The organism is Algibacter lectus, assembly GCF_004368925.1.
GTDB classification, from domain to species: domain Bacteria; phylum Bacteroidota; class Bacteroidia; order Flavobacteriales; family Flavobacteriaceae; genus Algibacter; species Algibacter lectus.
In genome coordinates this window covers 716,261-740,063 of the sequence record NZ_SORL01000008.1, presented here as the reverse complement: position 1 = coordinate 740,063, position 23,803 = coordinate 716,261, and the positions used below count along the sequence as shown (strand labels likewise).

Here is a 23,803-nt window from a genome sequence, read left to right as displayed (position 1 = left end):
ATGGCAGAAAATACTGTAAGATATTCGGATGCTGATTTAGCAGAGTTTAAAGTGCTAATAGCCGAAAAAATAAAAAAAGCACAACACGACTTAGCACTTATACAAAGTGCGTATATGAACGACCATAGCAACGGAACTGAAGATACATCGCCTCAATTTAAAGCCTTTGATGAAGGTAGTGCTGTAATGAGTAAGGAATCTAACTCACAATTAGCTATCCGTCAAGAAAAATTTATACGCGATTTAAAAAATGCTTTAATCCGTATTGAAAACAAAACTTACGGTATTTGCAGAGTTACAGGAAAACTGATAAACAAAAAACGTTTAGAGCTTGTGCCACACGCTACATTAAGTATCGAGGCTAAAAACATGCAATAATCGCAATTAAAATTTTATATTTGAAACGTCTCATACTTTTATGAGGCGTTTTTAGTTTTTAATATGTCTTTAAAAAAATCTATTCTACTTATTGTTATCTTATTATTAATCGACCAGATTAGTAAAATATACATTAAAACCAATTTCGCACTTCATGAAAATGTTGAGGTATTTAGTTGGTTCAAAATATATTTTATAGAAAATGATGGCATGGCTTGGGGTACAAAAATTAGTGATTTTATTTCCTTTATAGACGATAGATCTGCAAAAATCGCTTTAACCCTATTTAGAGTTTTTGCTATTTTTGGTATTGGTTATTGGCTTGTAGATGCAACTAAAAAGCAAAGTTCTAAAATATTAATTACAGCTATTGCTTTAATATTTTCCGGTGCTTTAGGTAATATTATAGATTCAGTATTTTATGGAGTTTTATTTGAAGATAGCATGAACCAAGTAGCAAGCTTTTTACCGGAAGCAGGAGGATATGATAGCTTATTACATGGCAAAGTAGTAGACATGCTTTATTTTCCTTTATTTCAAATAAATTTACCGCAATGGCTACCTTTATATGGCGGACAACGCTTTAACTTCTTCGAACCTGTATTCAATGTAGCCGATATGGCTATAAGCACAGGTTTTCTAATGTTAATTGTATTTAATAAGAAAGCGTTCAGTAAAGATTAAGTTTATAATGCTTTACGAAAACTCATAAACACGCTCTGGCGTTACGCAATAATCTAGGCGCACATCACTTTCAAAAACATCGGTAATTTCGGCGGAAGCTTCAAAAAAAGACAAGCCTATTTTAATAGTTTCAGGTTTACATTTGACTAAAAACCGATCGTAAAAACCTTTACCATAACCAACACGGTTACCAAGTGTATCAAAGGCTAAGAGCGGAATAAACACTACTTCAACCTTATCATCTAAAATCTCGATACCATCAATAGGTTCAGGAATATTATAGTTGTTTTTTTTAATAACCATATTATCGGTTAATAAAAAATGCTGCATCCCACCCGTTTTAAAATCGCTTTTAGAAATTAAAATATTTTTATCCTTTCCTGATAAAATGTTCAGAATATAATCGGTGTTTACCTCCTTATGTTCTTCAATAGCTAGAAAAACATGATAAAAAGAAGCATTCCAAACTGGCAATTTTAAAAGCTGATTAGCAATAGCCAAGCTAAAATCGTCTATTTGATTTACAGATAATTCGCTTCTAAGTTTTTTATATGTTTTTCGCAATTCGTTTTTAGTCATTCTAAAATCATATTATCAAAACTTAATGTTTCAAGGTTGTAGAGATGTGAAATAAGGCATCCCCCTGATATACAATAGGCGATTCGTTTACATTAATAATATATCCAGAATTTGGTGCTTTCACAACATATTCAAACTTGCCATAAGGATCTGTAATATTACCCAATACATCACGCCTATCAACATAAGAACCTATGGTAACCTCAGGTTTAAACATACCTGAATATTTAGCACGTTGCCATTTACTATCATCTATAAAAATGGTGCTTTTTCTAGGTGTTGCACTTTTAAAATTAACCCCAAGCATACCTAAATATTTCAATACACGTTTAGATCCATTTACTCCAGAACTGGTTACAGCATCATCAATATGGTTAGATTTTCCACCTTCAAAAAGCAAAAGAGGCTTCCCTAATTTATAGCAAGTTGTTCTAAACGATTTCGATAAGTTTTTAGAATACAAAACAAAAGGTGCTCCAAAAGCTTTCGCTAAATTATTAAGTTCAACATCTTCCTTTGTATAACGCAGTTGCGGTGCATTAAAACGACCAGACCCACCCGTATGAAAATCTAAAATAATATCTACATGTGGTAAAATTTCGTTTACCAACTTAAAAGCAACGCGAGCCGCCAACGAACCTGTTGGACTACCAGGGAATACTCGGTTTAAATCGCGACCATCAGGAAATTCTCGTTTTAAGTTTATAAACCCAAAAACATTAATAACCGGAATACAAATTATGGTTCCTATTTTAGGTTTATTAATACCTTTAGCAATAAGTTGCCTAACAATTTCAACACCATTAACTTCATCTCCATGAATTCCTGCTGTAAAAAGCACAATTGGACCAGGCTTTTTAGCACGCGAAATTATAACCGGTACATTTACTGGTGTTGAGGTATGTAAATTAGCCACATCAAAATTAACCTCTCTACTCTCTCCCGGACCTATATCTTCTCCTAAAATAGTTAAAATGTTGTTGCGTAATTCTGGCATTTATTTCGTGTTTTTTTCAATATAAACAATAATATTCTTTGCAATATTTCGTCCTGTAGCAGCTTCAATACCCTCTAAACCAGGTGTAGAATTCACCTCTAACAATAACGGGCCACGTTCCGACTGTAACATATCTACACCGCAAACAGGCAGCTTTAAAGCTGTAGCGGCATTCATAGCCACCTTTAACTCATCATGATTAAGTTTTACAATTTCGGCCGATCCGCCACGGTGTAAATTAGATCTAAACTCCCCCTCTTTTCCTTGGCGTTTCATAGCACCAACCACTTGGCCATCTACAACCAAGGCACGTAAATCTGCACCTTTAGCTTCCGATATATATTCTTGCACCAATGCACGAGCCTGTAAACCATTAAAAGCCTCTAAAACAGATTCTGCAGCATTTTTAGTTTCAGCTAAAACCACTCCTAAACCTTGAGTACCTTCTAAAAGTTTAATAATAACCGGTGTACCACCAACATGCTCAATAACACGTTCTACATCGCGAGAATAATTAGTAAACACCGTTTTAGGCATACCAATTCCTGCTTTAGACAAACGCTGAAAACTACGCAGTTTATCACGAGAACGAATAATCGCATCCGATGTTACTGTGGTAAAAACCCCCATCATTTCAAACTGGCGCACTACAGCACAACCAAAAAAGGTAACCGAAGTTCCAATTCTAGGTATAATAGCATCAACATAGTCTAAATATCGATCTTTATAAAAAATCGTTGGGTTTTCCTTTTCAATAATAAGGTCACACTTCAACGGGTCTATAACCTCGATTTTATGACCTCTTTTTTTCCCTTCTTCCACCAAGCGATCAGTCGAATACAGTTCCGCATTACGCGATAAAATTACTATGTTCATTGTTATTGTTTTTTCATTTTAAAAGAAACTTGTTCCAAATCCACATCGATCAAAAATTTTTGTTTTAAAAATTGTCTTCCAATCAACACCGGATATTTCATATCGCTTCTCGTGCTTAAAGTTAAGTTAATCTTGTATGTTTTACCAAAGATTACCACCTCAGATTTTACTTTATATCTATTTTCCTTAAAACCGTTACTACTTTTCACATTAGTTCGTGAAAATTCGGTAAACACAATTTCCGTATCACCAAAATTTTGATGTACATCACTACTAAAACCACATTTTAGCACATTATTTTCTTCAATTATTTCCGTACAATGTATTGCCGATGTATAAGCACCAGTATCCATTTTTACATCAATATTAAACAAACCTAATGCAGGAAAATCTAAAACATCGGTTCTACCTAAAATCTTTTTACTCATTTTTCAATTATTTCTTTGGGCGTTACCACAAGGGTCGGGCTTTCCGCAGTCGCTTTTTTGTGTTGCATAGGTGCAACCACACAAAAAGAGCTCCAACAATGCTGCAATCCCTAACGCAAGCCCATCTGCAAACATCAATTTTCGTCAATAAACAAAACACATCCTAGCAAACTAGAAGCGTTTTTAAAAGTGGCGAAAATATACAATTAGTCAATTCAAAAAACATTTTTAAAAAATAATTTCTACCTATAAATTAACAAGCATAAGTTATAACATCTATTCGTATAAATTCGTGAGATTACTATCTAAAAAACATCAATAAAATAATTACCTTTGAAACAATGGATACCCCTGATTTAGACATACAATTAAAGACCCTGCCAAATCAACCTGGTGTTTATCAATATTTTGATAAAGATGATACCATAATTTACGTTGGTAAAGCCAAAAACCTTAAAAAAAGGGTCACCTCCTATTTCACTAAAACCCACGATAACGGTAAAACTCGCGTGTTGGTAAAAAAAATAGCCAACATAAAGCACATTGTGGTCGATACCGAAACCGATGCACTTCTACTGGAAAACAACCTGATAAAAAAGTACAAGCCGCGATACAATGTTTTATTAAAAGATGATAAATCGTACCCATGGATTTGCATAAAAAACGAACGTTTCCCACGCGTGTTTTCTACACGACGTGTTTTTAAAGACGGTAGCGATTATTTTGGACCATACACCAGTGGTAAAACCGTTTATACGCTTTTAGATTTAATAAAAGGCTTGTACAGTTTACGTACCTGTAACTTTAACTTATCTCAAGATAAAGTAAATTCAGGCAAATATAAAGTCTGCTTAGAATACCATTTAGGCAACTGCAAAGGCCCTTGTGAAAACCGCGAAACCGAAGCAGAATACAACAAAAACATAGTAGCAATAAAAGAAATTTTAAAAGGAAATTTTAAAGACTCCTTACAGCAATTTAAACAGCAAATGCGCGATTTAGCAGACAACATGCAGTTTGAAGAAGCCCATAAAATGAAGGAGAAAATTCAGGTTTTAGAAAATTACCAAGCTAAATCTACCATTGTAAATCCAAAAATTAGTAATGTAGATGTATTCTCTATCATGAGCGACGAAGGCTATGGTTACATCAATTTTTTACAATTATCCTACGGCTCCATAATTCGTTCGCATACTTTAGAAATTAAAAAGAAGCTAGACGAAACCGACCAAGAATTACTAGAACTCGCGATTACAGAAATCAGACAACGTTTCGATTCTAATTCTAAAGAAATTTACGTTCCCTTTAAAGTTAATATAGGCGAAAACTTAAAAGTTACAGTACCACAATTGGGCGATAAAAAACATATTTTAGATCTATCACTTCGGAATGCTAAGTATTTCCGTATGGAACGTTTTAAACAAATAAAAATAGTAGATCCAGATAGGCATGCCAACAGAGTTATGGCACAAATGAAAGCCGATTTACGCCTTTCTGAAGAACCTCGCCACATTGAATGTTTCGATAACTCGAATATCCAAGGCACAAACCCTGTAGCCGCTTGCGTTGTATTTAAAAATGGCAAACCCAGTAAAAAAGACTATCGCCACTTTAATATAAAAACCGTAGTTGGTCCAGACGATTTTGCTTCTATGGAAGAGGTTGTATACCGTCGTTACAAACGTTTAGTTGAAGAAGAACAACCTTTACCACAACTAATAATAATAGATGGTGGAAAAGGACAACTATCTTCAGCATTAAAAAGTTTAGACGCATTAGGCTTACGAAATACTATTGCTATTATAGGAATCGCAAAACGTTTAGAAGAATTATTCTATCCAGACGATCCAATTCCCTTATATTTAGATAAAAAAAGTGAAACTCTAAAGATAATTCAGCAATTACGAAATGAAGCCCACCGTTTTGGTATTGAGCATCACCGTAATAAACGTAGTAAGTCAGCTTTAAATACCGAGCTTGAAACCATTCCGGGTATTGGCGATAAAACCATTGTAGAATTATTGAAACATTTTAAATCGGCAAAACGTGTAGCAAATGCTAAACTAGACGAACTAGAAGATGTTGTTGGCGTATCGAGAGCCTCAAAAATTTACACCTTTTATCACGAAAAGGAGACTTAAATAGAATACCAATTATCAGTAAAATATTATTATTAAACATACACCCGTTAAAATAAAAAACATTGATAAAAAAAACCACCATATTACTCCTAATTCTGTTCGTTGGCCTTTCCGCGAAAGCGCAAAACAAAACAGAAAAAAAGACTCCAAAAGTAGGCTTGGTATTAAGTGGTGGTGGAGCAAAAGGGCTTGCCCACATTGGTGTTTTAAAAGTTATAGACAGTTTAGGTATTAAGATAGATTATATTGCAGGCACAAGTATGGGCGCCGTAATTGGCGGACTTTATGCCTCGGGATATTCGGGTAATCAACTAGATTCTATTTTTCATCAAGTAAATTTTGATAAACTTATAAACGATGATTTGCCAAGAGCTTCTAAGGCCTTTTACGAACGTGATAATGCCGAAAGATATGCGGTAAGATTACCCTTCGACGATTTTAAAATTAAATTACCATCTGCACTTTCTCGTGGTCAAAACACTTATAATTTATTTTCAACCTTAACGCTATCTATAAACGAAACTAGCGATTTTAGCAAATTACCTATTCCGTTTTTTTGTATTGGCACAAACGTAGAAACGGGTAACCAAGTGGTTTTAGAATCGGGCGATTTAACACAATCTATTATGGCGAGTAGCGCGCTTCCATCACTTTACCAGCCGGTTATAATTAATGGCGATGTACTTGTAGATGGTGGTGTAATTAACAACTACCCTATTGGAGAATTACGTGCTAAAGGCATGGATAAAATTATTGGTGTAGATGTACAAGACGATCTTTTAAAACGCGACGAACTCACCTCGGCTCCCGATGTTTTGCTTCAAATAAATAATTTCAGAACGGTAAACGACATGAAATTAAAAGCCAAGCTTACCGATATTTACATAAAACCAAATATTAAAGAATACAACGTGGTATCTTTTAATGAAGGTCGAGAAATTATTGAAAGTGGAAAAATAGCCACATTAGCAAACCTAGAAGACTTTAAAAACTTACCTCTAAGAAAAAAAGAACAAAAACTTAAAGAAAGAGTACCAGATAGTATTACCATAAACAACCTATCAATAAAAGGCAATAAAAGCTACACACGCGCCTATGTTTTAGGAAAGTTAAAATTAAAGCAAAGCGGAAAAATAAGCTACACAGATTTTATAGAAGGAGTGAACAATTTAGTAGCAACCAATAACTTCGATTCCTTTCAATATAAATTAAAACATACAGGAGCTTCTGAAACTTACGATTTAGAAACGCATTTAACCGAAACTAAAAACACAACGTTTTTAAAACTTGGTATCCATTTTGATGATTTATACAAAAGCGCCATTCTAGTAAACATCACTAAAAAACGATTACTATTTAAAAATGATATCGCTTCTTTCGATTTTATTCTAGGCGATAATGTGCGTTATAATTTCGATTATTTAATAGACAAAGGTTTTTACTGGAGTGTTGGTTTCCGTTCTAGTTTCAATACATTTAATAAAAACGTAAGCGCAAGTTTATTATTGGAAGACAGTGAAATAGACGCCACCGGGTTAAACAAAATAGCAACAGAATTGGATGATCAAACCAATCAATTTTATCTACAAACATTGTTCAGAAAAGATTTTGCATTCAGTATAGGAGCAGAACACAAGCGTTTAGAACTAAGCTCAGAAACTTTTTTAACAGATAGTCCAGACGAAGAATATGTATTCGAAAAAACAGATTATCTAAGTGTTTTCGGAAACCTTAAATTAGACACCTACGATAACAAATATTTCCCTAAAAAAGGCGTGTATTTTAATGGCGATTTACACACCTACTTATTTGCCTCTAACTTCAATAAAGATTTCGATAACTTCTCTATTGCTAAAGCAGATTTAGGCTATGCCTTTAGCGCATCACACAATTTAGCATTCAATATAAAAACAAGTGGTGGTTTTAAAACCGGTAACAAATCGACCAAAACCTTAGATTTCGCACTTGGAGGATACGGTAACAACCTAATAAACAACTTCATACCATTTATTGGTCACGATTTTATTTCCCTTACGGGGAATAGCTACGTAAAGGCATCTTTTATTGCCGATTATGAAATTTTCAAAAAACATCACATTACGCTAGAAGGCAACTGGGCCAACATAGACGACGATATTTTCGACTCTGGCGAATGGTTCTCACTTCCAGACAATCGCGGTTACGGCTTAGGTTACGCCATGGAAACCCTTATAGGTCCGCTACAAGTAAAATACAGTTATGCGCCCGAGTTAGGCCAAAGCATCTGGTTCTTTAATTTAGGTTTTTGGTTCTAAACCAACGATTACGATTTATTCAAAATAAATTCTATTTTACGAGTTATAATTTAAAATTTTACGATATTTGTGGTAATATGACACTGTTTTGGGCAAATTTACTTCAGCACCTTAATTTTATTATCAAGAGAAATCCTGAATAAGCAGGCATTATTGTATATTTAAATCACTTTTTTAAAGTTTAAAGCCACACGCTTTAAAACGTTTAATTATTAACTTATAATTCTAAAAAGTATGCCTATTTATCATAAACTAGGAAACATTCCTCCTAAACGACACACACAATTTAGAAAACCAGACGGCAGTTTGTACGCCGAACAACTTTTTGGCACCATTGGTTTCGATGGTATGGCAACCAATAGCTACCACGAACAACGACCAACACAAGTAAAAGCAATAAAAAACCAATACAGTGTTGCTCCAAAAATTGCATTAAAAAACAATATAAAATCTTATAGATTAAAAGGCTTTCAAGTAAAACCAGAAAACGATTATCTAGAAAGTCGTAAAACCGTTTTAATAAATAGCGATTGCGCTATTATTCTAGCAGCACCAAAACAATCTACAGAAAACTATTTTTATAAAAATACCGATGCCGACGAGCTTATTTTTGTGCACAAAGGCACCGGAAAACTGCGCACACACTTAGGAAACCTGGATTTTAAATACGGTGATTATCTTTTAATTCCGCGTGGTATTATTTATAAAATAGATTTCGACACCGAAGACAACAGGCTTTTTATAGTAGAATCGCGTCGCCCAATTTACACACCAAAACGTTACCGCAATTGGTTTGGGCAACTTTTGGAACACGCTCCATTTTGTGAACGTGATATTCGCCGTCCGGTAGAATTAGAAACCCATAACGAAAATGGAGATTTTTTAATAAAAGTAAAAAAACAAGACGATATTATAGAAATGGTTTACGCCTCTCATCCTTTTGATGTTGTGGGCTACGACGGCTACAATTATCCGTACGCCTTTTCCATACACGATTTCGAACCCATAACAGGCCGCATACACCAACCGCCACCGGTGCACCAAACTTTTGAAACCGATGCCTTTGTAATATGCAGTTTTGTGCCGCGACTTTACGACTACCATCCGCAATCTATTCCGGCGCCATACAACCATAGCAACATCGATTCCGATGAAGTTTTATATTACGTAGACGGCGATTTTATGAGTCGTAACGATATCGATCAAGGTCATATTTCTCTGCATCCTGCAGGTATTCCACACGGTCCACACCCAGGAGCCACCGAGCGTAGTATTGGCAAAACCAAAACCAACGAACTCGCTGTAATGGTAGACACCTTTAAACCACTCATGCTAACCGAAGAAGCCATGAAAATTGCCGACGAGAACTATTATAAATCCTGGTTAGAATAAAATAATAAGAAGCTAATCCTGCTTTCCGCTATATCTTTTAACAAAGCCACTTGTCTATTATTTAAGTTTTATTACTTTCATTAAAAATTTAGTAAAACACAAAGTTTAGAACATTATAATGCTTTGTAAAAAGGATGTCGCTGCAATCAGGGCTAACCTAACCGCCAATAAAAAGGCTTAACCTAAAAACACTCAAATCCCCTGTTTGAGCACCTTCTAAACAAGAAGTTTAATTATGGGTAAATTATTATGAATTACAGTAAATTACCAGCCGATCCAAGTTCATTAGTATTAGGTATTGTAGCCTTAGTATTAGGTTTTGCAGGCTGTTGTTGTTATGGCATTTTTGCCATTATCCCATTAATAATAGCCATTATTGGTTTAATGAGCGCCAATAGAAGTTTAAAAGAATTTGGCAACAATCCAGATGTCTATACACCACAAACTAGAAGTAACGTCTCAACGGCACGCGTGCTAAACATAATTGCCATTGTTTTTAACGGTATTATAGTGCTTATGTTTATAGGTGCACTTATATTCTACGGCACCATGTGGTCTACAGGTGTTTTTGATGAATTTAAAAACTTTGACAACTTCGAGACAGAGGAAATTTACGAATATGAATCGGATACTATTTTTAGTGATACCGAATACTACGAATCTGAAACTACTATAGACAGCATAGAGGTTGAAGAACTCATAGAACCCAACGATAGCGGTGAATAAAACACAAATCCACAACTAATAAATAAGATATCATGAGTAAAGATATAGAATCAGTAAACTACGGATTAGAAAAAATATTTGAAGGCGCACAAGATTTCTTACCACTTCTTGGTACCGATTATGTAGAATTCTACGTTGGTAACGCGAAACAATCAGCTCATTTTTATAAAACAGCATTCGGTTTTCAATCGCATGCTTATAAAGGTTTAGAAACCGGATCTACAGATTCCGTAAGCTACGTGCTTACCCAAGATAAAATCAAACTAGTTCTAACCACACCTTTAAACAGTAAATCGCCAATAAACGAACACATTGTTAAACATGGCGATGGCGTAAAAGTAGTTGCTCTTTGGGTAGAAGATGCCCGAAAAGCTTACCAAGAAACTACCAGTCGAGGAGCAAAATCGTATATGGAACCAACCGTTGAAACCGACGAACATGGCGAAGTTGTTAGGGCCGGTATTTATACTTACGGAGAAACGGTACACATGTTTGTAGAACGCAAAAACTATAACGGTACTTTTTTACCAGGATTTAAAGCATGGAATTCTGACTACAACCCAAAACCTGCCGGACTTAAATACATAGACCACATGGTGGGCAATGTAGGCTGGAACCAAATGGATACTTGGGTTAAATTTTACGAAGATGTTATGGGCTTTGTAAACTTTTTATCGTTTGATGATAAGCAAATTCATACCGAATATTCGGCCTTAATGAGTAAGGTAATGAGTAACGGTAACGGCCGTATAAAATTCCCGATAAACGAACCTGCGGAAGGTAAAAAACGCTCGCAAATTGAGGAATATCTAGATTTTTATGAAGGTGCAGGCGTGCAGCACATTGCCGTTGCTACAGATGATATTATAAAAACAGTAAGCCAACTAAAAGCTAATGGTGTGGAATTTTTATCGATTCCGCCAGAGGAATATTATAGAGCCGTACCAGGTAGATTAGAGGCTTACAGCCACGAACTTCGTGAAGATATTGAAGGCCTAAAAAAACTAGGTATCATGATTGATGCTGATGAAGAAGGGTATTTGCTTCAAATTTTTACAAAACCCGTGGAAGATAGACCGACCTTATTTTTTGAAATTATACAACGTATGGGAGCTAAAGGCTTTGGTGCTGGTAATTTTAAAGCACTTTTTGAATCTATTGAGCGTGAACAAGCTAAAAGAGGCACACTTTAATTTTAACCTCAACCATACAACGTTTGTTATTATTTAATATTTTTAAAACCCGTCTCTTTCTAGAAAAACAAGACGGGTTTTCTTTTGCGTTAGCGATTGAACGGCCTGTTTGAGCTCCCGACCTTAGGAGGAGCGAGTAGTGAAAGCGCGACCCTTTTCGGGTAACGCCCAAATTAGTATTTTTAAATTGGTAACGTTTTGTTAACTTTGACCCCGAATACAAACAAGCTTTGACGTTGAACTTACAGGATATTCCGCGCGTAAAACATATTACGAAATCGGATTTTATAAAACACTATTTTACACCGCAAAAGCCTGTGGTTATCGAGCATTTTATCGATGACTGGCCTGCGTATTCTAAATGGAGTTTGGAGTACATGAAGCAAGTGGGTGGCAATATTACCGTGCCACTTTACGATGATAGGCCTGTGGATTTTAAAGATGGTTTTAATGAGCCACATGCCAAAATGAAACTTGCCGATTACATTGATTTATTGAAGCGCGAGCCCACTAAATTCAGGATATTCTTGTGGAATGCCTTAAAGGAGATTCCTGTTTTACAGAAAGATTTTACGTTTCCTGATTTTGGTTTACGTTTAATGAAAGGTATACCGATGTTGTTTTTTGGCGGTGAGAACTCGCATACGTTTATGCACTATGATATTGATTTGGCTAACATTTTTCACTTTCATTTTGAGGGTAAAAAGCAGTGTATTTTGTTTGACCAAAAGCAGAATAAGTTTTTATACAAAGTGCCTCACGCTTTAATTACTCGCGAGGATATAGACTTTAATAATCCGGATTTTGAAAAATGGCCTGCGTTAAAAAAAGCAAATGGTTACAAAACGGAACTTAACCATGGCGAAGTACTCTATATGCCCGAAGGTTATTGGCATTATATGCGCTACATAACCCCTGGTTTTTCTATGAGTTTGCGTGCTATTGCTAGAAACCCAAAACACTTTGGCAAAGCGATTTACAATGTATTTATTATGCGTAATTACGATAATTTAATGCGTAGAATTAAAGGGCAAAAATGGATTGATTGGAAAAATGAACAGGCCATACTACGCACAAACAAGCATTTGTAAATTAAACCTTTGATTTTAAAAAAGTTGTAATATCTTTGCCGACTTAAATAAAACTCAAATCATGAATAAAAATTTAATTTTATTAGTATTAGTTGTACTTAGCGTATCGTTTGCACATTCGCAAGCATTTGAAGGTAAAGGTGATAATAAATTCCAAGTTGGTGCTAACTTACAAGATAATGGCACTGGACTTAATTTAAGTTACGATTTTGGTGTTGGCGAAAACATTTCAGTTGGTTTTTCTACTTCATACCTTTTAAGCGTTAACGATGTTATTTTGGATGATGCTTTTGATACACGTTTTGACTTAAGAGCTCGTTTTAATGCTAACCTTGGTAATGTTATTAATGTTGATGAAAACTTTGATGTTTATCCTGGTTTAAGTCTTGGACTTAAAAACTTTGGTGGTCACTTAGGTGCTCGTTATTTTTTCTCTGATGGCTTTGGTGTTTATACAGAATTTAATGCGCCTTTCGCTAAATATAAATCTGGAACGTTAACAGCTTCTGAAACTTTACACAATCAATTTACAGTTAACTTAGGTGCTGTTTTCAACTTATAATATATAGTTTACCCTTACTTTTTTAAGGATAACTTTTATAAAAAAAGCTGATAGAAATAATTTCTATCAGCTTTTTTTTATGCTTTTATTTAATGATTTCGTGTGCTTTCTCGTAAACCAAATGAGACTCCCAACCACGATAAAGAAAATAATCGACAAACTTTTTACGCTTTTTGTAAACGTCGCTCTCTTTTAGAGTTTCTACTTTTTTTTCGGCTAACTCATTGAAAGTCTCAATGTAATCCTCGTTTTCAATTTCTAAAAGTGCTCTATTTATATTTACTTTACTAATATGCTTTTTCTTGAGTTCCATAGATATGCGCACTCTACCCCAACGCTTAATACGGAACTTTCCGCGTGCAAAAGCCATTGCAAATCGTTCTTCGTTAAGGAAGTTGTGTTCTATAAGGTGTACGGCAACCACATCGATAACTTCAGGAATCATATTCATGCTAATTAGCTTTTGCCTAACCTCGTAATGACTACGTTCTTGGTATGCGCAATAATGCTCCATTTTTCTGGTAGCTTCTTCTAAAGTATAAGATTTTGTGGAACGTTGCATAGGTAACAAAAATAACAATTAGATTAAATAAACGTGGCTTTTAGAACAGTTTTAATAATCGCCACACCCAGCTTTAAACTTTCTAGCCTTAAGGAAAACAAGCAACTAAATTTTTATTTTTATCAAAAACATCAAATCACTCATCGACAGCTATTTGCAAATCAACCTAAAAAACAGCTGTTACATCTAGATAAAAAACCTTATTAACTAATAATTCTTTATTTTAGTTCGATTTAATTGCCTAAAAAGCAATGAAGAGAACCTTTTAATCCCTAAGAATTTTGAAAAAATTATTCCTTTTAATATTAATGCTTTTAGCCTTTGATTTTGGCTTTGGGCAAACAACATTAAGTGCTGGCGATATTGTAATTACTGGTTTTAATTCTGATACGCCAGATGAATTTACATTTGTTTTACTCACAGATATTACGAATACAACAACTATTAAATTTACTGATAACGGATGGGACACTTCTGCTTTTCCAGCCCCTGCATTTCGCTCCAATGAGGGCACAATTACTTGGGTAGCAAATACCGATTTACCTTGCGGAACCACAGTAACCATAATTAATAATGGAAGCCTTACACCTTCCACTGGATCATTAACAACATCCGGCAGCTTTGCTTTAGCGACAGCCGGAGATCAAATTTTAGCATATCAAGGTGTTGATTCAAGCCCAACTTTCATCTATGCCATTATATCTGATTCAACTGGTTGGTCTAACTCCACTAGCTCTAACACTTCGGCATTACCACCAGGCTTAAGTAATGGTGTAAATGCAGTCGCTCTGGGAGAAACCAGAAATGCAAAATATGATTGCTCAATAGAATCTAATCCTGCTCTTATTTTATCAGCCGTATCGGATAACTTAAACTGGAATACCTCGAATAGTTTATTAACGTTAGGAGATTGTACTTTCTCTTGTTCGCCATGTGCTTCAACTGTAACATGGAATGGAAGTAGCTGGAGTTCCACACCAGACCTAACCACTGAAGTTATTTTAAACGACGATTATGACACAAATAGTTTACCAAGCTTTCAAGCCTGCAGTTTAACTGTTAGTTCTGGAAATACTTTAACTATTGGTGATGGTACTTTTGTTGAAGTAGAAAACGACTTAACAGTAGAAGCAACAGCATTTATATATGTGGCTTCTCAAGGTGCCTTTGTTCAAAATAGCGATGCCGGTTTAGTCGATGTTTTGGGTACGGTTGAAGTCACTAAAACAACAGCACCATTAAACAATTGGTACGAATACACGTACTGGAGTTCGCCTGTAGCCAATGCCGATATTGATAATGGTTTGAGTGAGGCTAAATCGAACAGACGCTACTCATTCAATGCGCAAAATTTTCTGGATGCTACTGCAGAAACAAACAACAACAATGCAACTGTTGCCGGACAAGATGATATTGACGACAATGGAGACGATTGGTTTAACGTAAATGGGACAACCGTTATGCAACCCGGCGTTGGATACGCAGCAATGCACGACCCTGCTGGTTTTGCGGGTCCAGGAGGGCCTTCTTATCAATTTGATTATATTTTTAGTGGGCCATTTAACAATGGTGTAATATCTGTGCCTATTCACAGAAACGACTCCGAAACTAACGATATTAACTGGAACTTTATTGGGAACCCATACCCATCAGCGATTGATGCCGATTTGTTTTTAGCAGCCAATAGTAATATTTCTACTAGTGTTGCCGGATCAGGATACATAAATGGCGCTATATTTTTATGGTCTCAAAACACACTACCTTCGGCTACCACTAATGGCAACGAACCATTAAACTTTTCTAATGATGATTACTCTATTATAAATGCATCTGGCGAAACTACAGGTGGCGATGGCACAACTGCTGCTACATTATCTAATTCAAACAGAGCAATTTCTTCGGGGCAAGGTTTCTTTGTAGCTTTTTCAGATGGGGCGATACCCATTTCTACTACTGGAGATATATCGGAAGGCGTTATCACATTCAATAACTCAATGCGCGTAACCGATGTAGCAGCTAATAGTGTCTTTTTCAAAGGAACATCATCTAAAAACACAAATATTGCAGATAAGCTATGGATTAACTTAACATCAGAAGTTGGAGTATATAATCAAATTTTAATAGCCTATGTAAATGGAGCAACTAATGAAGATGATGGGTTAACTTTTGATGCTACCAAATACCCAACCAATTCGGGTGCAGCTTTATATTCTACTATCGGTAACTCTAATAAAAAGTTTGCCATACAAGGTAAAGCTGTTGAAAGTATTAATGAAGAAGAGGTTATAAATCTCGGCTTTACTAATTATATTAATAATGAAATACCATATACCTTATCTATCGATAAACTACAAGGTGATTTTCTAAACAATAACACGGTTTATTTAAAAGATAATTTACTAAACATTACCCATAACCTATCGGATGGCAATTACAACTTCACCTCAGAAACAGGAGCATTTACAGATCGTTTTGAAGTAGTGTTCAAAGAAGAAAACACACTAACAGTTGATGATATTATTAATAACGAAAGTGCTTTCCAAATTATTCAACATGACAGCGACCGTGTTACCTTTAAAACAGGAACGAGTGCTACTTTAAAATCGATTGCTATTTACGACTTGTTTGGTAGAAAAGTATATCAATTTAAAGGCGGAAATAGTTCGGAAACATTTAATATTCCAAATATAAAAACAGGTATTTATCTCGCTAAAGCGGAATTATCTACAGGAGTAATAATCACTAAAAAAGCTATAAAAAGATAATTAGGTTTACACCGAAATTACAAGCTATACTTTAATGCTAAAATAACATTTATTCCAGCGGCTGCAATTCCAGACGAATAGGTTTTGTAACGCTGGTTAGTTATGTTTTCTATACTTGCCGAAATTGATGTTGATTTACGCCATTGATATTGCGTTCTTAAATTAAGCGTATACCAAGCTGGCGAGTAGGGATTGCCATCTGCATCTAAAGCATAGATATAATCTTTTTCAATTTCCGAAGGCGCTAATTGATTAAAAGATAATTCGTTATTATAATTTGCAAAAGCATCAACTTTCAACTTGTTTTTAGCCCATGTAATGTGTGTGTTTCCAAAATATGGTGCAACATGCCTAATTGGAACTTCAATGCCTTCATCTTCTTCTGTACCACCTATAATGTTGTATTGCGAAGTAAGCTCGAGTTGTTTAGATAGTTTATACTTCAACCCAACTTCAAACCCGTAAATCCAAGCTTTAGATGCATTTTGAATAGCTTGTACGTTACTTAACTCACCATCGTACATAATTTCAGTTTCACCATTTAAACTATAATCGCGACGCACTAAGGCGTTATCCAGATACGTGTAATACGTGTTTAAATCTAAAATAAGGCTTTCGTTAAAATTCAACTTCAGTCCCACTTCACCACCATAAGCATATTCAGGCTTTAAATTATCATTAGGCACTACAACAGATCCTGGTTCAGAATCGAAAACCTTACCAATATCATCAATATTTGGAGCTCTAAAAGCAGACGATGCATTTAATTTCCATTGCATCATCTTGTTTGGAGTCCAACTCACTCCAGCGGTTCCGGTAAGTGCACCTGCTTCATTATTAGAAACCGTAAAAGGTAAATTTAAATAGACATTATTTTCGGTGAAATCGGCCTTAGAAACCACATGGTTAAAACGTAAACCTGACTGAAATACAAATTTAGTATTCGGCTTATATTTTATACTAGAATACACAGCAGTAGATTGCCATGTTGCTCCATTTGGATAACGCGAAACAGTTAGTTCTAATGTATTACTATCGATATTTTCATCCTCTCCACTAGAAGTTACTTTATTATAAACGTACTCAAAACCATAAAAAAATTGTGTTTTGGAATCTAAAGTTTTTTCTAAATCTAAATTAAAGGAGTAAGCATCTACAGCTTCTTCTCGAATACTCCTGATAGACGATTGAAAATCACGATCCATTCTGCTTTCTTCAAAATTCTGATAAGCTATGGTTGCTTTAATTTTATCATACAAATTCGAATTACTGCTTAATTTAGTAACCTGTAAATTAGACATAAACCAGTTTTGTGGACCATAATTCCATCCTGCAGAACGCAGCGTACCACTACGATATCTGATTAAACGATCGTATCTTGGAATATTTGATGATGTGGTGTAAAACAAACCTAAATCGAAACTTAAATTTTCTAAAGGCTCATACCTCACTTTTTGCATTAAATTAAGCTGATTGTAACCAGAATATTTTTGAACCAAAGGATCGCTATTTCCTTGAACAATATCTCCTTCTGCAGTTGTAACAACATATTCGGGTCTTAAATAATCATCAGGTCCATTTTTTCCCATTTTTAAATCTCCAAAATCAGTATAACTCGCACTAGTAACAAAACCCCAATTTTTGTAACCTAAATTCAAATCGAAATGCCCTGTTTTTTCGTTACTTGCAGAAGCATACCTCGCTACAACATTCGATTTTACTAAAAGTGAATCTGTATAAGACAATTGCGGTTTTTGCGTATAGAAACTCATAACACCACCTACGGCATCACTACCATAAATTACCGAACCTGCACCAAGTGTTACCTCGGTATTTTGAATTGAAAATGGGTCGATAGCTATTACATTTTGAAGGTTTCCTCCTCTAAAAATGGCATTATTCATGCGCACGCCATCTACCGTGATAAGCAACCTATTGGTTGAAAATCCACGTATCATTGGACTACCACCACCCATTTGACTTTTTTGCACATAAACTTGGCCTGTAGTTTCTAATAAATCGGCACTTGTTTGCGGATTAGTAAACTGTATATTTTTACTGTTTAGACTTACTATTTTTTGAGGAATATCTCTTTTGTTTTGCTGAAATTTTGAAGCTGATATTACAATTTCCTGAAGGCCTTCAGTGTTAGATTCTAGATATATTTTGTTTCTAGAACCAATGATAAACTTAGTGGTTTGTTTTAAAACATGCGATAAGTGTTTAAAATAAATGTCTTCACCTTCATCAAACTCACTTAAGGAAGCTTCGCCTCTAAAGTTTGTAATCTCAGATTTCGATTTATCAACATTATATATAGCGACACCAAAAATTGGTTCTTGCGTAGTTTTGTTAAGCACTTTTACGTTTTGAGCAAAGCTTACACAGGTAAATAGAACGAAAAATATAATGTAAAAAGACTTCATGCTTAACTAAAAACTTGATTAAAAATTTTTAAGGATTTTGGTGTTTTAAAACTCCCCAAATGTAGTTCAAAATATAGCAAAATCATATTTAAAAACGATTGCCTTTGCCTTCCGTTAATTTTCACATTTTGCAAGTCGTTAAAGGTTGTTTCTAATAGTTTTTTAAGGAGATTTAAATCTTCACCTGCAATGGTATTTCGAATATCTTGTCTTACTTGAAATTTACCTTCAATTAAATTAAAATGATCTAACTCTCTATCCAAACTATCAGGATAAAAACCAAGGTACTTTGTGAGATTGAGTAGAAATAACAAATGGAAATTAGCATAGTCACTTTGCTCATCTAACCATAATAGTGCTGTTTCTAAATATCTAAAAAGCGTTTCGTTTTGCTCCTCTTCGCGCAAAGCACTGCTTAAAACCTCGGATAAAAACATCACGATAGCACTTTTTAAAACATTGGTATGCAAACTACTATACAAATGATTTAAACGCACCTCGCTTAAGCTTTGTAACGAACGACTATCTTTATAATTTACTGTAATATGTAACTGAGATAATAATTGAAAGTATGCGATTTTAGCCCCTCCTTTTTTGCTTTTTAAAATACCGCGAAGTAAAAAACTAACCACACCAAGTTCTTCGGTATAACATTTAACTATTAAATCGTTGTCTCTATATTTTAGCTTAGAGAGCACAATGGCATTGGTTTTAACTAACATTACCTAACTACCATTAATTTTACAACCTTAGTTTCGAAGGTATCTAAATCGGAAATCATAATTAAATACACACCAGAAGACACAACATTATTCGCCATATTTCTTCCGTTCCAAAATACAGTCCCTCCATCTATTTCAAGGTTGTAATTATTATATCTTAAATTAATTCGCGATTGCGCCTCGGCTACCAAGTTTCCTTCAATATCAGTGATTTTGATATTTACGTTATCGGAAATGTTTTTAATTTTTACCTTTTTTTCGACGATATCAAAATTTGGTCGCACCGGATTTGGATAAGCATAAACGGTTTCTAAATCTTCTGACGAACCCGAACCTCCAGATTTAAAAGACACTAAACCTCTATCGGTTGCTAAATAAATAATACTATTTGTTTCTTCTATAGATATTTCACTTATAGCATTTGAGGGTAACGGTGAATTATCGGTTGTGAAATGATAAATAGTTTCTTGACCATCGGATGATAAGTAAAACACACCAGCATCAATGGTACCAATCCATTTATTATTTGCGCCATCGACCTTTATATCTGTAATATACTGTTCTGAGAGAAGTTCCCGAGCTATACCATCTTCAAGAATTATAACCTCTTCTGCAGTAGAGTTATCATCTGTAAAAAAACCAGATGTATTATACAAAACCCTTAAACCTTTATCTGTACCAATCCATAATTGATTTCTGTCATCTGCCGCCAAAGCTCTTACCGAATTAACAGGTAGGTTACCATCTACTTCATCTATATTCTTTAACAATGGACTTCCATTATTCTCATTAAAACCAATTACACCTTTAGAATAACTAGCTATCCATTTTGTATTATTTCTATCTATAACCAACTTATCAAACCCTAAATTATCGTTTAAAGCATCTTCAATTAAAGATTCAAAACTATAAGAAACCCATTGATTATTTGTAGGATTATAAGATTTTAATGGCTTTTCGACTCTACTTGTAATAGTCCACAACAAACCTGTATTATCAAATATTGACTCTCCAACTCTTATATCTACATAACTTGGGTTAGTAGGAATAACCAAAGACTCTAGTCCGCTATTAGTTTGATTATATAAAACTGTCGGTTCATTATTATTAAATTCCAATAAACCACTAAAAAAAGAACTAACAAAAGCTTGATTTATATTAGACGGATTTACTGATATTGCATTTAAAGATCTTGCTCCAAATAAATCACTATAATCTGTGTTTATCCAAAATCCCTTAGTTAAATGACTAACTCCACGTGCATTTAAAGGGTAAGGGTTGTAATCTAATGTATAATCACCATAGGTAACCCAAACACCATTTACATCTGCCTGAATTGAAAATGGGGTATTTAACAATGGTCCGTCTGGGTGAATTTCTTCATAATTTAAAGGATTTAAAATTGAAGTCGATAACACACCAAAGTTATCTGTACCAATATAGATATTATCAGCATCTATGGTTGCCGCATTAAAGTTTGTATTAAAATCTGCATTATCCGATGCTTTTGCGAGTAAATTAAAATCTACATCGTAAACAAAAACATCGTTTTTTGTGGTTACTATTAACTTCTCATTTAAACTAGTTGTTTTAAGCGGCGTATCGGCAAACACCAATAAACTGGTTAATACATCGTTATTAATCTCGTATAGTCTTTTACCTGTATTTATTGTATATAATTTGCTTTCGTTTGTTTGCACAGACAAAAAATCTCCATTACTTACTTGCTCCCAGTTTTTATAATCGATTAAATTAGGACTTGCAATAGGTGCTTTTTTAAGTCCACCACCATCAAGACATGCCGCATAAATATAATCACCAAAAATAGTTGTTTGACTTACTTCTATTTGAATCCCTCCATCACCAATAAAATAAGTGTCACCAAACTCCAAACGCTCTAAATCGAATACAGATATACCATAACCCGTAGATAGATATACATTATTTTCATTGGCGTTAATATGATTAATTTTTTTATCACCATCTAGAATTGTTGATTTATTCACAATATCTACAACAGTTAATATATCATCATCTTCATCGAAAACAATTTCAATTAATCCATTTTCATAACCAACAACCAATAGCTCGTAAGCTTCACTATAGTATATAGTTGAAATAGTTTCACCAGACAAACCTTGTATTGTGGTAATTTCTTCTAAAGTTTTGGTTTGACTGTCAAAACTAAAGATAGCATTTTCTGAAGCTGCATAGATTTTGTTTCTTCCGGTGACAACCTCGTTTACCTGATTGTATGAAAAGTAACCCTCCCAGAGATTGGAGAAATCTTGTGCAAACTGCACAAGAGGCAACATATAAATAAAAAAACTTATAACTTTCTTAAACATCATTAACCTGTATCATAAAGAGCTAAGCAACTTACTTAAAACCCATATTTACTTTAAAATTGATCTATAAAAAACAATTTAGAACTCATTTCGATTCAAATATATTTATAACTAACGAATTAAGCTTCAAAAAAATATATTATAGCCGTGATTCTTTCATATTAATAAATAAAAAAGCCTTCTGCAAAACAGAAGGCTCTATATTAATAATTATGCTTTTATATTTTAAACTACACCTTGTGCTAACATAGCATCGGCCACTTTTACAAAGCCAGCAATGTTTGCGCCACGAACGTAATCTACATAACCATCTTCATCTTCGCCAAACTCTAAACAAGATTTATGAATATCAGACATAATATCCTTTAACTTGGTATCCACTTCTTCTCGAGTCCATTTAAAACGCAATGAGTTTTGCGTCATCTCTAAACCTGAAGTTGCTACACCTCCAGCATTAGATGCTTTTCCTGGTGCAAATAATATTTTTGCTTTGTGAAATACAGTTATAGCTTCTTTAGTTGATGGCATATTAGCACCTTCACTAACACAAATACAACCATTTTTAACTAGAGTATTTGCATCATCTTCATTTAATTCATTCTGTGTTGCACATGGTAATGCTATATCACATTTAACACCCCAAGGTGTTTTTCCTTTTACAAAAGTTGCATTCGGGTAGCTTTCTAAATACTCGCTAATTCTACCACGCTTAACGTTTTTCAAATTCATAACGAAAGCTAGTTTTTCTTCATCGATACCTTCTTCATCATAAATATATCCAGAAGAATCAGAAAGCGTAAGCACTTTCCCGCCTAATTGTAAAACTTTTTCGGCTGCATATTGTGCAACATTACCAGAACCTGATATTACAACAGCTTTACCATCAAAACTATCATTTTTAGTTTCAAGCATTTTTTGTGCAAAATACACATTACCATACCCTGTTGCTTCTGGTCTAATTAAAGATCCACCCCAAGACATTCCTTTTCCGGTTAATACACCAGTAAACTCATTTCTAAGTTTTTTGTACATCCCGAATAAAAAGCCAATTTCTCTTGAGCCAACACCAATATCTCCCGCAGGAACATCGGTATTTGGGCCAATATGCCTAAATAACTCACCCATAAAAGCGTGACAGAAACGCATAATTTCGTTATCACTTTTTCCTTTAGGATCAAAATCACTTCCACCTTTTCCACCACCCATTGGTAAAGTGGTTAAACTATTTTTAAAGACTTGCTCGAAAGCTAAAAACTTTAAAATACTCATATTTACCGTTGGATGAAAACGCAATCCGCCTTTATAAGGTCCGATAGCAGAATTCATTTGAATTCTATATCCACGGTTTACTTGAATCTCACCATCATCATCTACCCAACAAACTCTAAACGTGATAACACGTTCAGGCTCAACCATCCTTAATAAAATATTTTTACCGTAGTATATATCGTGTTTAACAATGTACGGAATTACAGTTTCCGCAACTTCTTCTACTGCTTGTAAAAACTCAGGCTCATCACCATTTCGTTCTTTTACCAGGTCTAAAAACGCTTTAATGTTATTTTTCATTTATTATAAAATGTATTAAAAATTATATAATATACAATTATAGAGTACAAATATACGTTATCTTTAAAAA

General features: G+C 34.5%; 19 protein-coding genes. 10 read left to right on the top strand and 9 right to left on the bottom strand.

Annotation, left to right across the window (positions count from 1 at the left end; translation table 11 throughout):
- Both DFQ06_RS11545 and DFQ06_RS11540 read left to right on the top strand, forming a co-directional pair.
- On the top strand, positions 1–378 hold the full coding sequence (locus DFQ06_RS11545) for a TraR/DksA family transcriptional regulator (RefSeq protein ID WP_042499536.1): 378 nt from the start codon (positions 1–3) through the stop codon (positions 376–378).
- Between the two features lie 63 nt (positions 379–441).
- The gene (locus DFQ06_RS11540) at positions 442–1,062 is read left to right on the top strand and encodes a lipoprotein signal peptidase (RefSeq protein WP_042504007.1); all 621 of its coding nucleotides are present in this window, start codon (positions 442–444) and stop codon (positions 1,060–1,062) included.
- Positions 1,063–1,074: 12 nt separating this feature from the next.
- Here the strand turns inward: DFQ06_RS11540 and DFQ06_RS11535 are convergent, their stop codons facing one another.
- Genes DFQ06_RS11535 through DFQ06_RS11520 form a run of 4 tightly spaced genes read right to left on the bottom strand, consistent with a single transcriptional unit; the run spans position 1,075 to position 3,942 of the window.
- Complete coding sequence (locus DFQ06_RS11535) at positions 1,075–1,641, bottom strand: 5-formyltetrahydrofolate cyclo-ligase (protein ID WP_074937453.1); 567 nt, start codon at positions 1,639–1,641, stop codon at positions 1,075–1,077.
- Between the two features lie 22 nt (positions 1,642–1,663).
- Positions 1,664–2,638 carry a succinylglutamate desuccinylase/aspartoacylase family protein gene (locus DFQ06_RS11530; RefSeq protein WP_133967828.1) on the bottom strand — a complete coding sequence of 325 codons (975 nt, stop codon included), beginning with the start codon at positions 2,636–2,638 and terminating at the stop codon, positions 1,664–1,666.
- Entirely contained in the window at positions 2,639–3,514 is an 876-nt protein-coding gene (gene rimK / locus DFQ06_RS11525) for a 30S ribosomal protein S6--L-glutamate ligase (protein WP_042504010.1), read from the bottom strand.
- 2 nt (positions 3,515–3,516) lie between these two features.
- A complete protein-coding gene (locus tag DFQ06_RS11520) occupies positions 3,517–3,942 on the bottom strand; it encodes an ATP-dependent zinc protease family protein (RefSeq protein WP_133967826.1) in 426 nt (141 codons plus the stop codon).
- A gap of 341 nt (positions 3,943–4,283) precedes the next feature.
- Between DFQ06_RS11520 and uvrC the strand changes: the two genes are divergently transcribed.
- From uvrC to DFQ06_RS11485, 7 genes are all read left to right on the top strand, one after another.
- Positions 4,284–6,083 (top strand): excinuclease ABC subunit UvrC, encoded by a 1,800-nt coding sequence (uvrC, locus tag DFQ06_RS11515; RefSeq protein WP_133967824.1) that lies wholly within the window; start codon positions 4,284–4,286, stop codon positions 6,081–6,083.
- A 62-nt stretch (positions 6,084–6,145) separates the two neighbouring features.
- Entirely contained in the window at positions 6,146–8,377 is a 2,232-nt protein-coding gene (locus DFQ06_RS11510) for a patatin-like phospholipase family protein (protein ID WP_235925873.1), read from the top strand.
- A gap of 234 nt (positions 8,378–8,611) precedes the next feature.
- On the top strand, positions 8,612–9,769 hold the full coding sequence (locus tag DFQ06_RS11505; protein WP_133967822.1) for a homogentisate 1,2-dioxygenase: 1,158 nt from the start codon (positions 8,612–8,614) through the stop codon (positions 9,767–9,769).
- A gap of 249 nt (positions 9,770–10,018) precedes the next feature.
- On the top strand, positions 10,019–10,495 hold the full coding sequence (locus tag DFQ06_RS11500) for a CCC motif membrane protein (RefSeq protein WP_052416286.1): 477 nt from the start codon (positions 10,019–10,021) through the stop codon (positions 10,493–10,495).
- Positions 10,496–10,527: 32 nt separating this feature from the next.
- A complete protein-coding gene (hppD, locus tag DFQ06_RS11495) occupies positions 10,528–11,688 on the top strand; it encodes a 4-hydroxyphenylpyruvate dioxygenase (protein ID WP_133967820.1) in 1,161 nt (386 codons plus the stop codon).
- Between the two features lie 230 nt (positions 11,689–11,918).
- Complete coding sequence (locus DFQ06_RS11490) at positions 11,919–12,779, top strand: cupin-like domain-containing protein (protein ID WP_074937468.1); 861 nt, start codon at positions 11,919–11,921, stop codon at positions 12,777–12,779.
- Between the two features lie 61 nt (positions 12,780–12,840).
- A complete protein-coding gene (locus DFQ06_RS11485; protein ID WP_042499523.1) occupies positions 12,841–13,341 on the top strand; it encodes a DUF6646 family protein in 501 nt (166 codons plus the stop codon).
- Between the two features lie 85 nt (positions 13,342–13,426).
- On the opposite strand, the gene DFQ06_RS11480 is transcribed toward DFQ06_RS11485, so the two are convergent.
- Entirely contained in the window at positions 13,427–13,903 is a 477-nt protein-coding gene (locus DFQ06_RS11480) for a regulatory protein RecX (RefSeq protein WP_042504014.1), read from the bottom strand.
- Positions 13,904–14,184: 281 nt separating this feature from the next.
- Between DFQ06_RS11480 and DFQ06_RS11475 the strand changes: the two genes are divergently transcribed.
- On the top strand, positions 14,185–16,668 hold the full coding sequence (locus DFQ06_RS11475) for a T9SS type A sorting domain-containing protein (RefSeq protein ID WP_133967818.1): 2,484 nt from the start codon (positions 14,185–14,187) through the stop codon (positions 16,666–16,668).
- 17 nt (positions 16,669–16,685) lie between these two features.
- On the opposite strand, the gene DFQ06_RS11470 is transcribed toward DFQ06_RS11475, so the two are convergent.
- From DFQ06_RS11470 to gdhA, 4 genes are all read right to left on the bottom strand, one after another.
- Positions 16,686–19,094: a TonB-dependent receptor plug domain-containing protein gene (locus DFQ06_RS11470; RefSeq protein ID WP_133967816.1), complete on the bottom strand. Its 2,409-nt coding sequence runs from the start codon at positions 19,092–19,094 to the stop codon at positions 16,686–16,688.
- A gap of 2 nt (positions 19,095–19,096) precedes the next feature.
- Positions 19,097–19,816 (bottom strand): DNA repair protein RecO, encoded by a 720-nt coding sequence (recO, locus tag DFQ06_RS11465; protein WP_133967814.1) that lies wholly within the window; start codon positions 19,814–19,816, stop codon positions 19,097–19,099.
- Entirely contained in the window at positions 19,816–22,167 is a 2,352-nt protein-coding gene (gene porZ, locus DFQ06_RS11460; protein ID WP_235833523.1) for a type IX secretion system anionic LPS delivery protein PorZ, read from the bottom strand. Before porZ ends, recO begins: the two co-directional genes overlap by 1 nt.
- Positions 22,168–22,389: 222 nt before the next feature.
- A complete protein-coding gene (gene gdhA / locus DFQ06_RS11455) occupies positions 22,390–23,733 on the bottom strand; it encodes an NADP-specific glutamate dehydrogenase (protein ID WP_074937475.1) in 1,344 nt (447 codons plus the stop codon).
- Between the last annotated feature and the right edge of the window lie 70 nt (positions 23,734–23,803).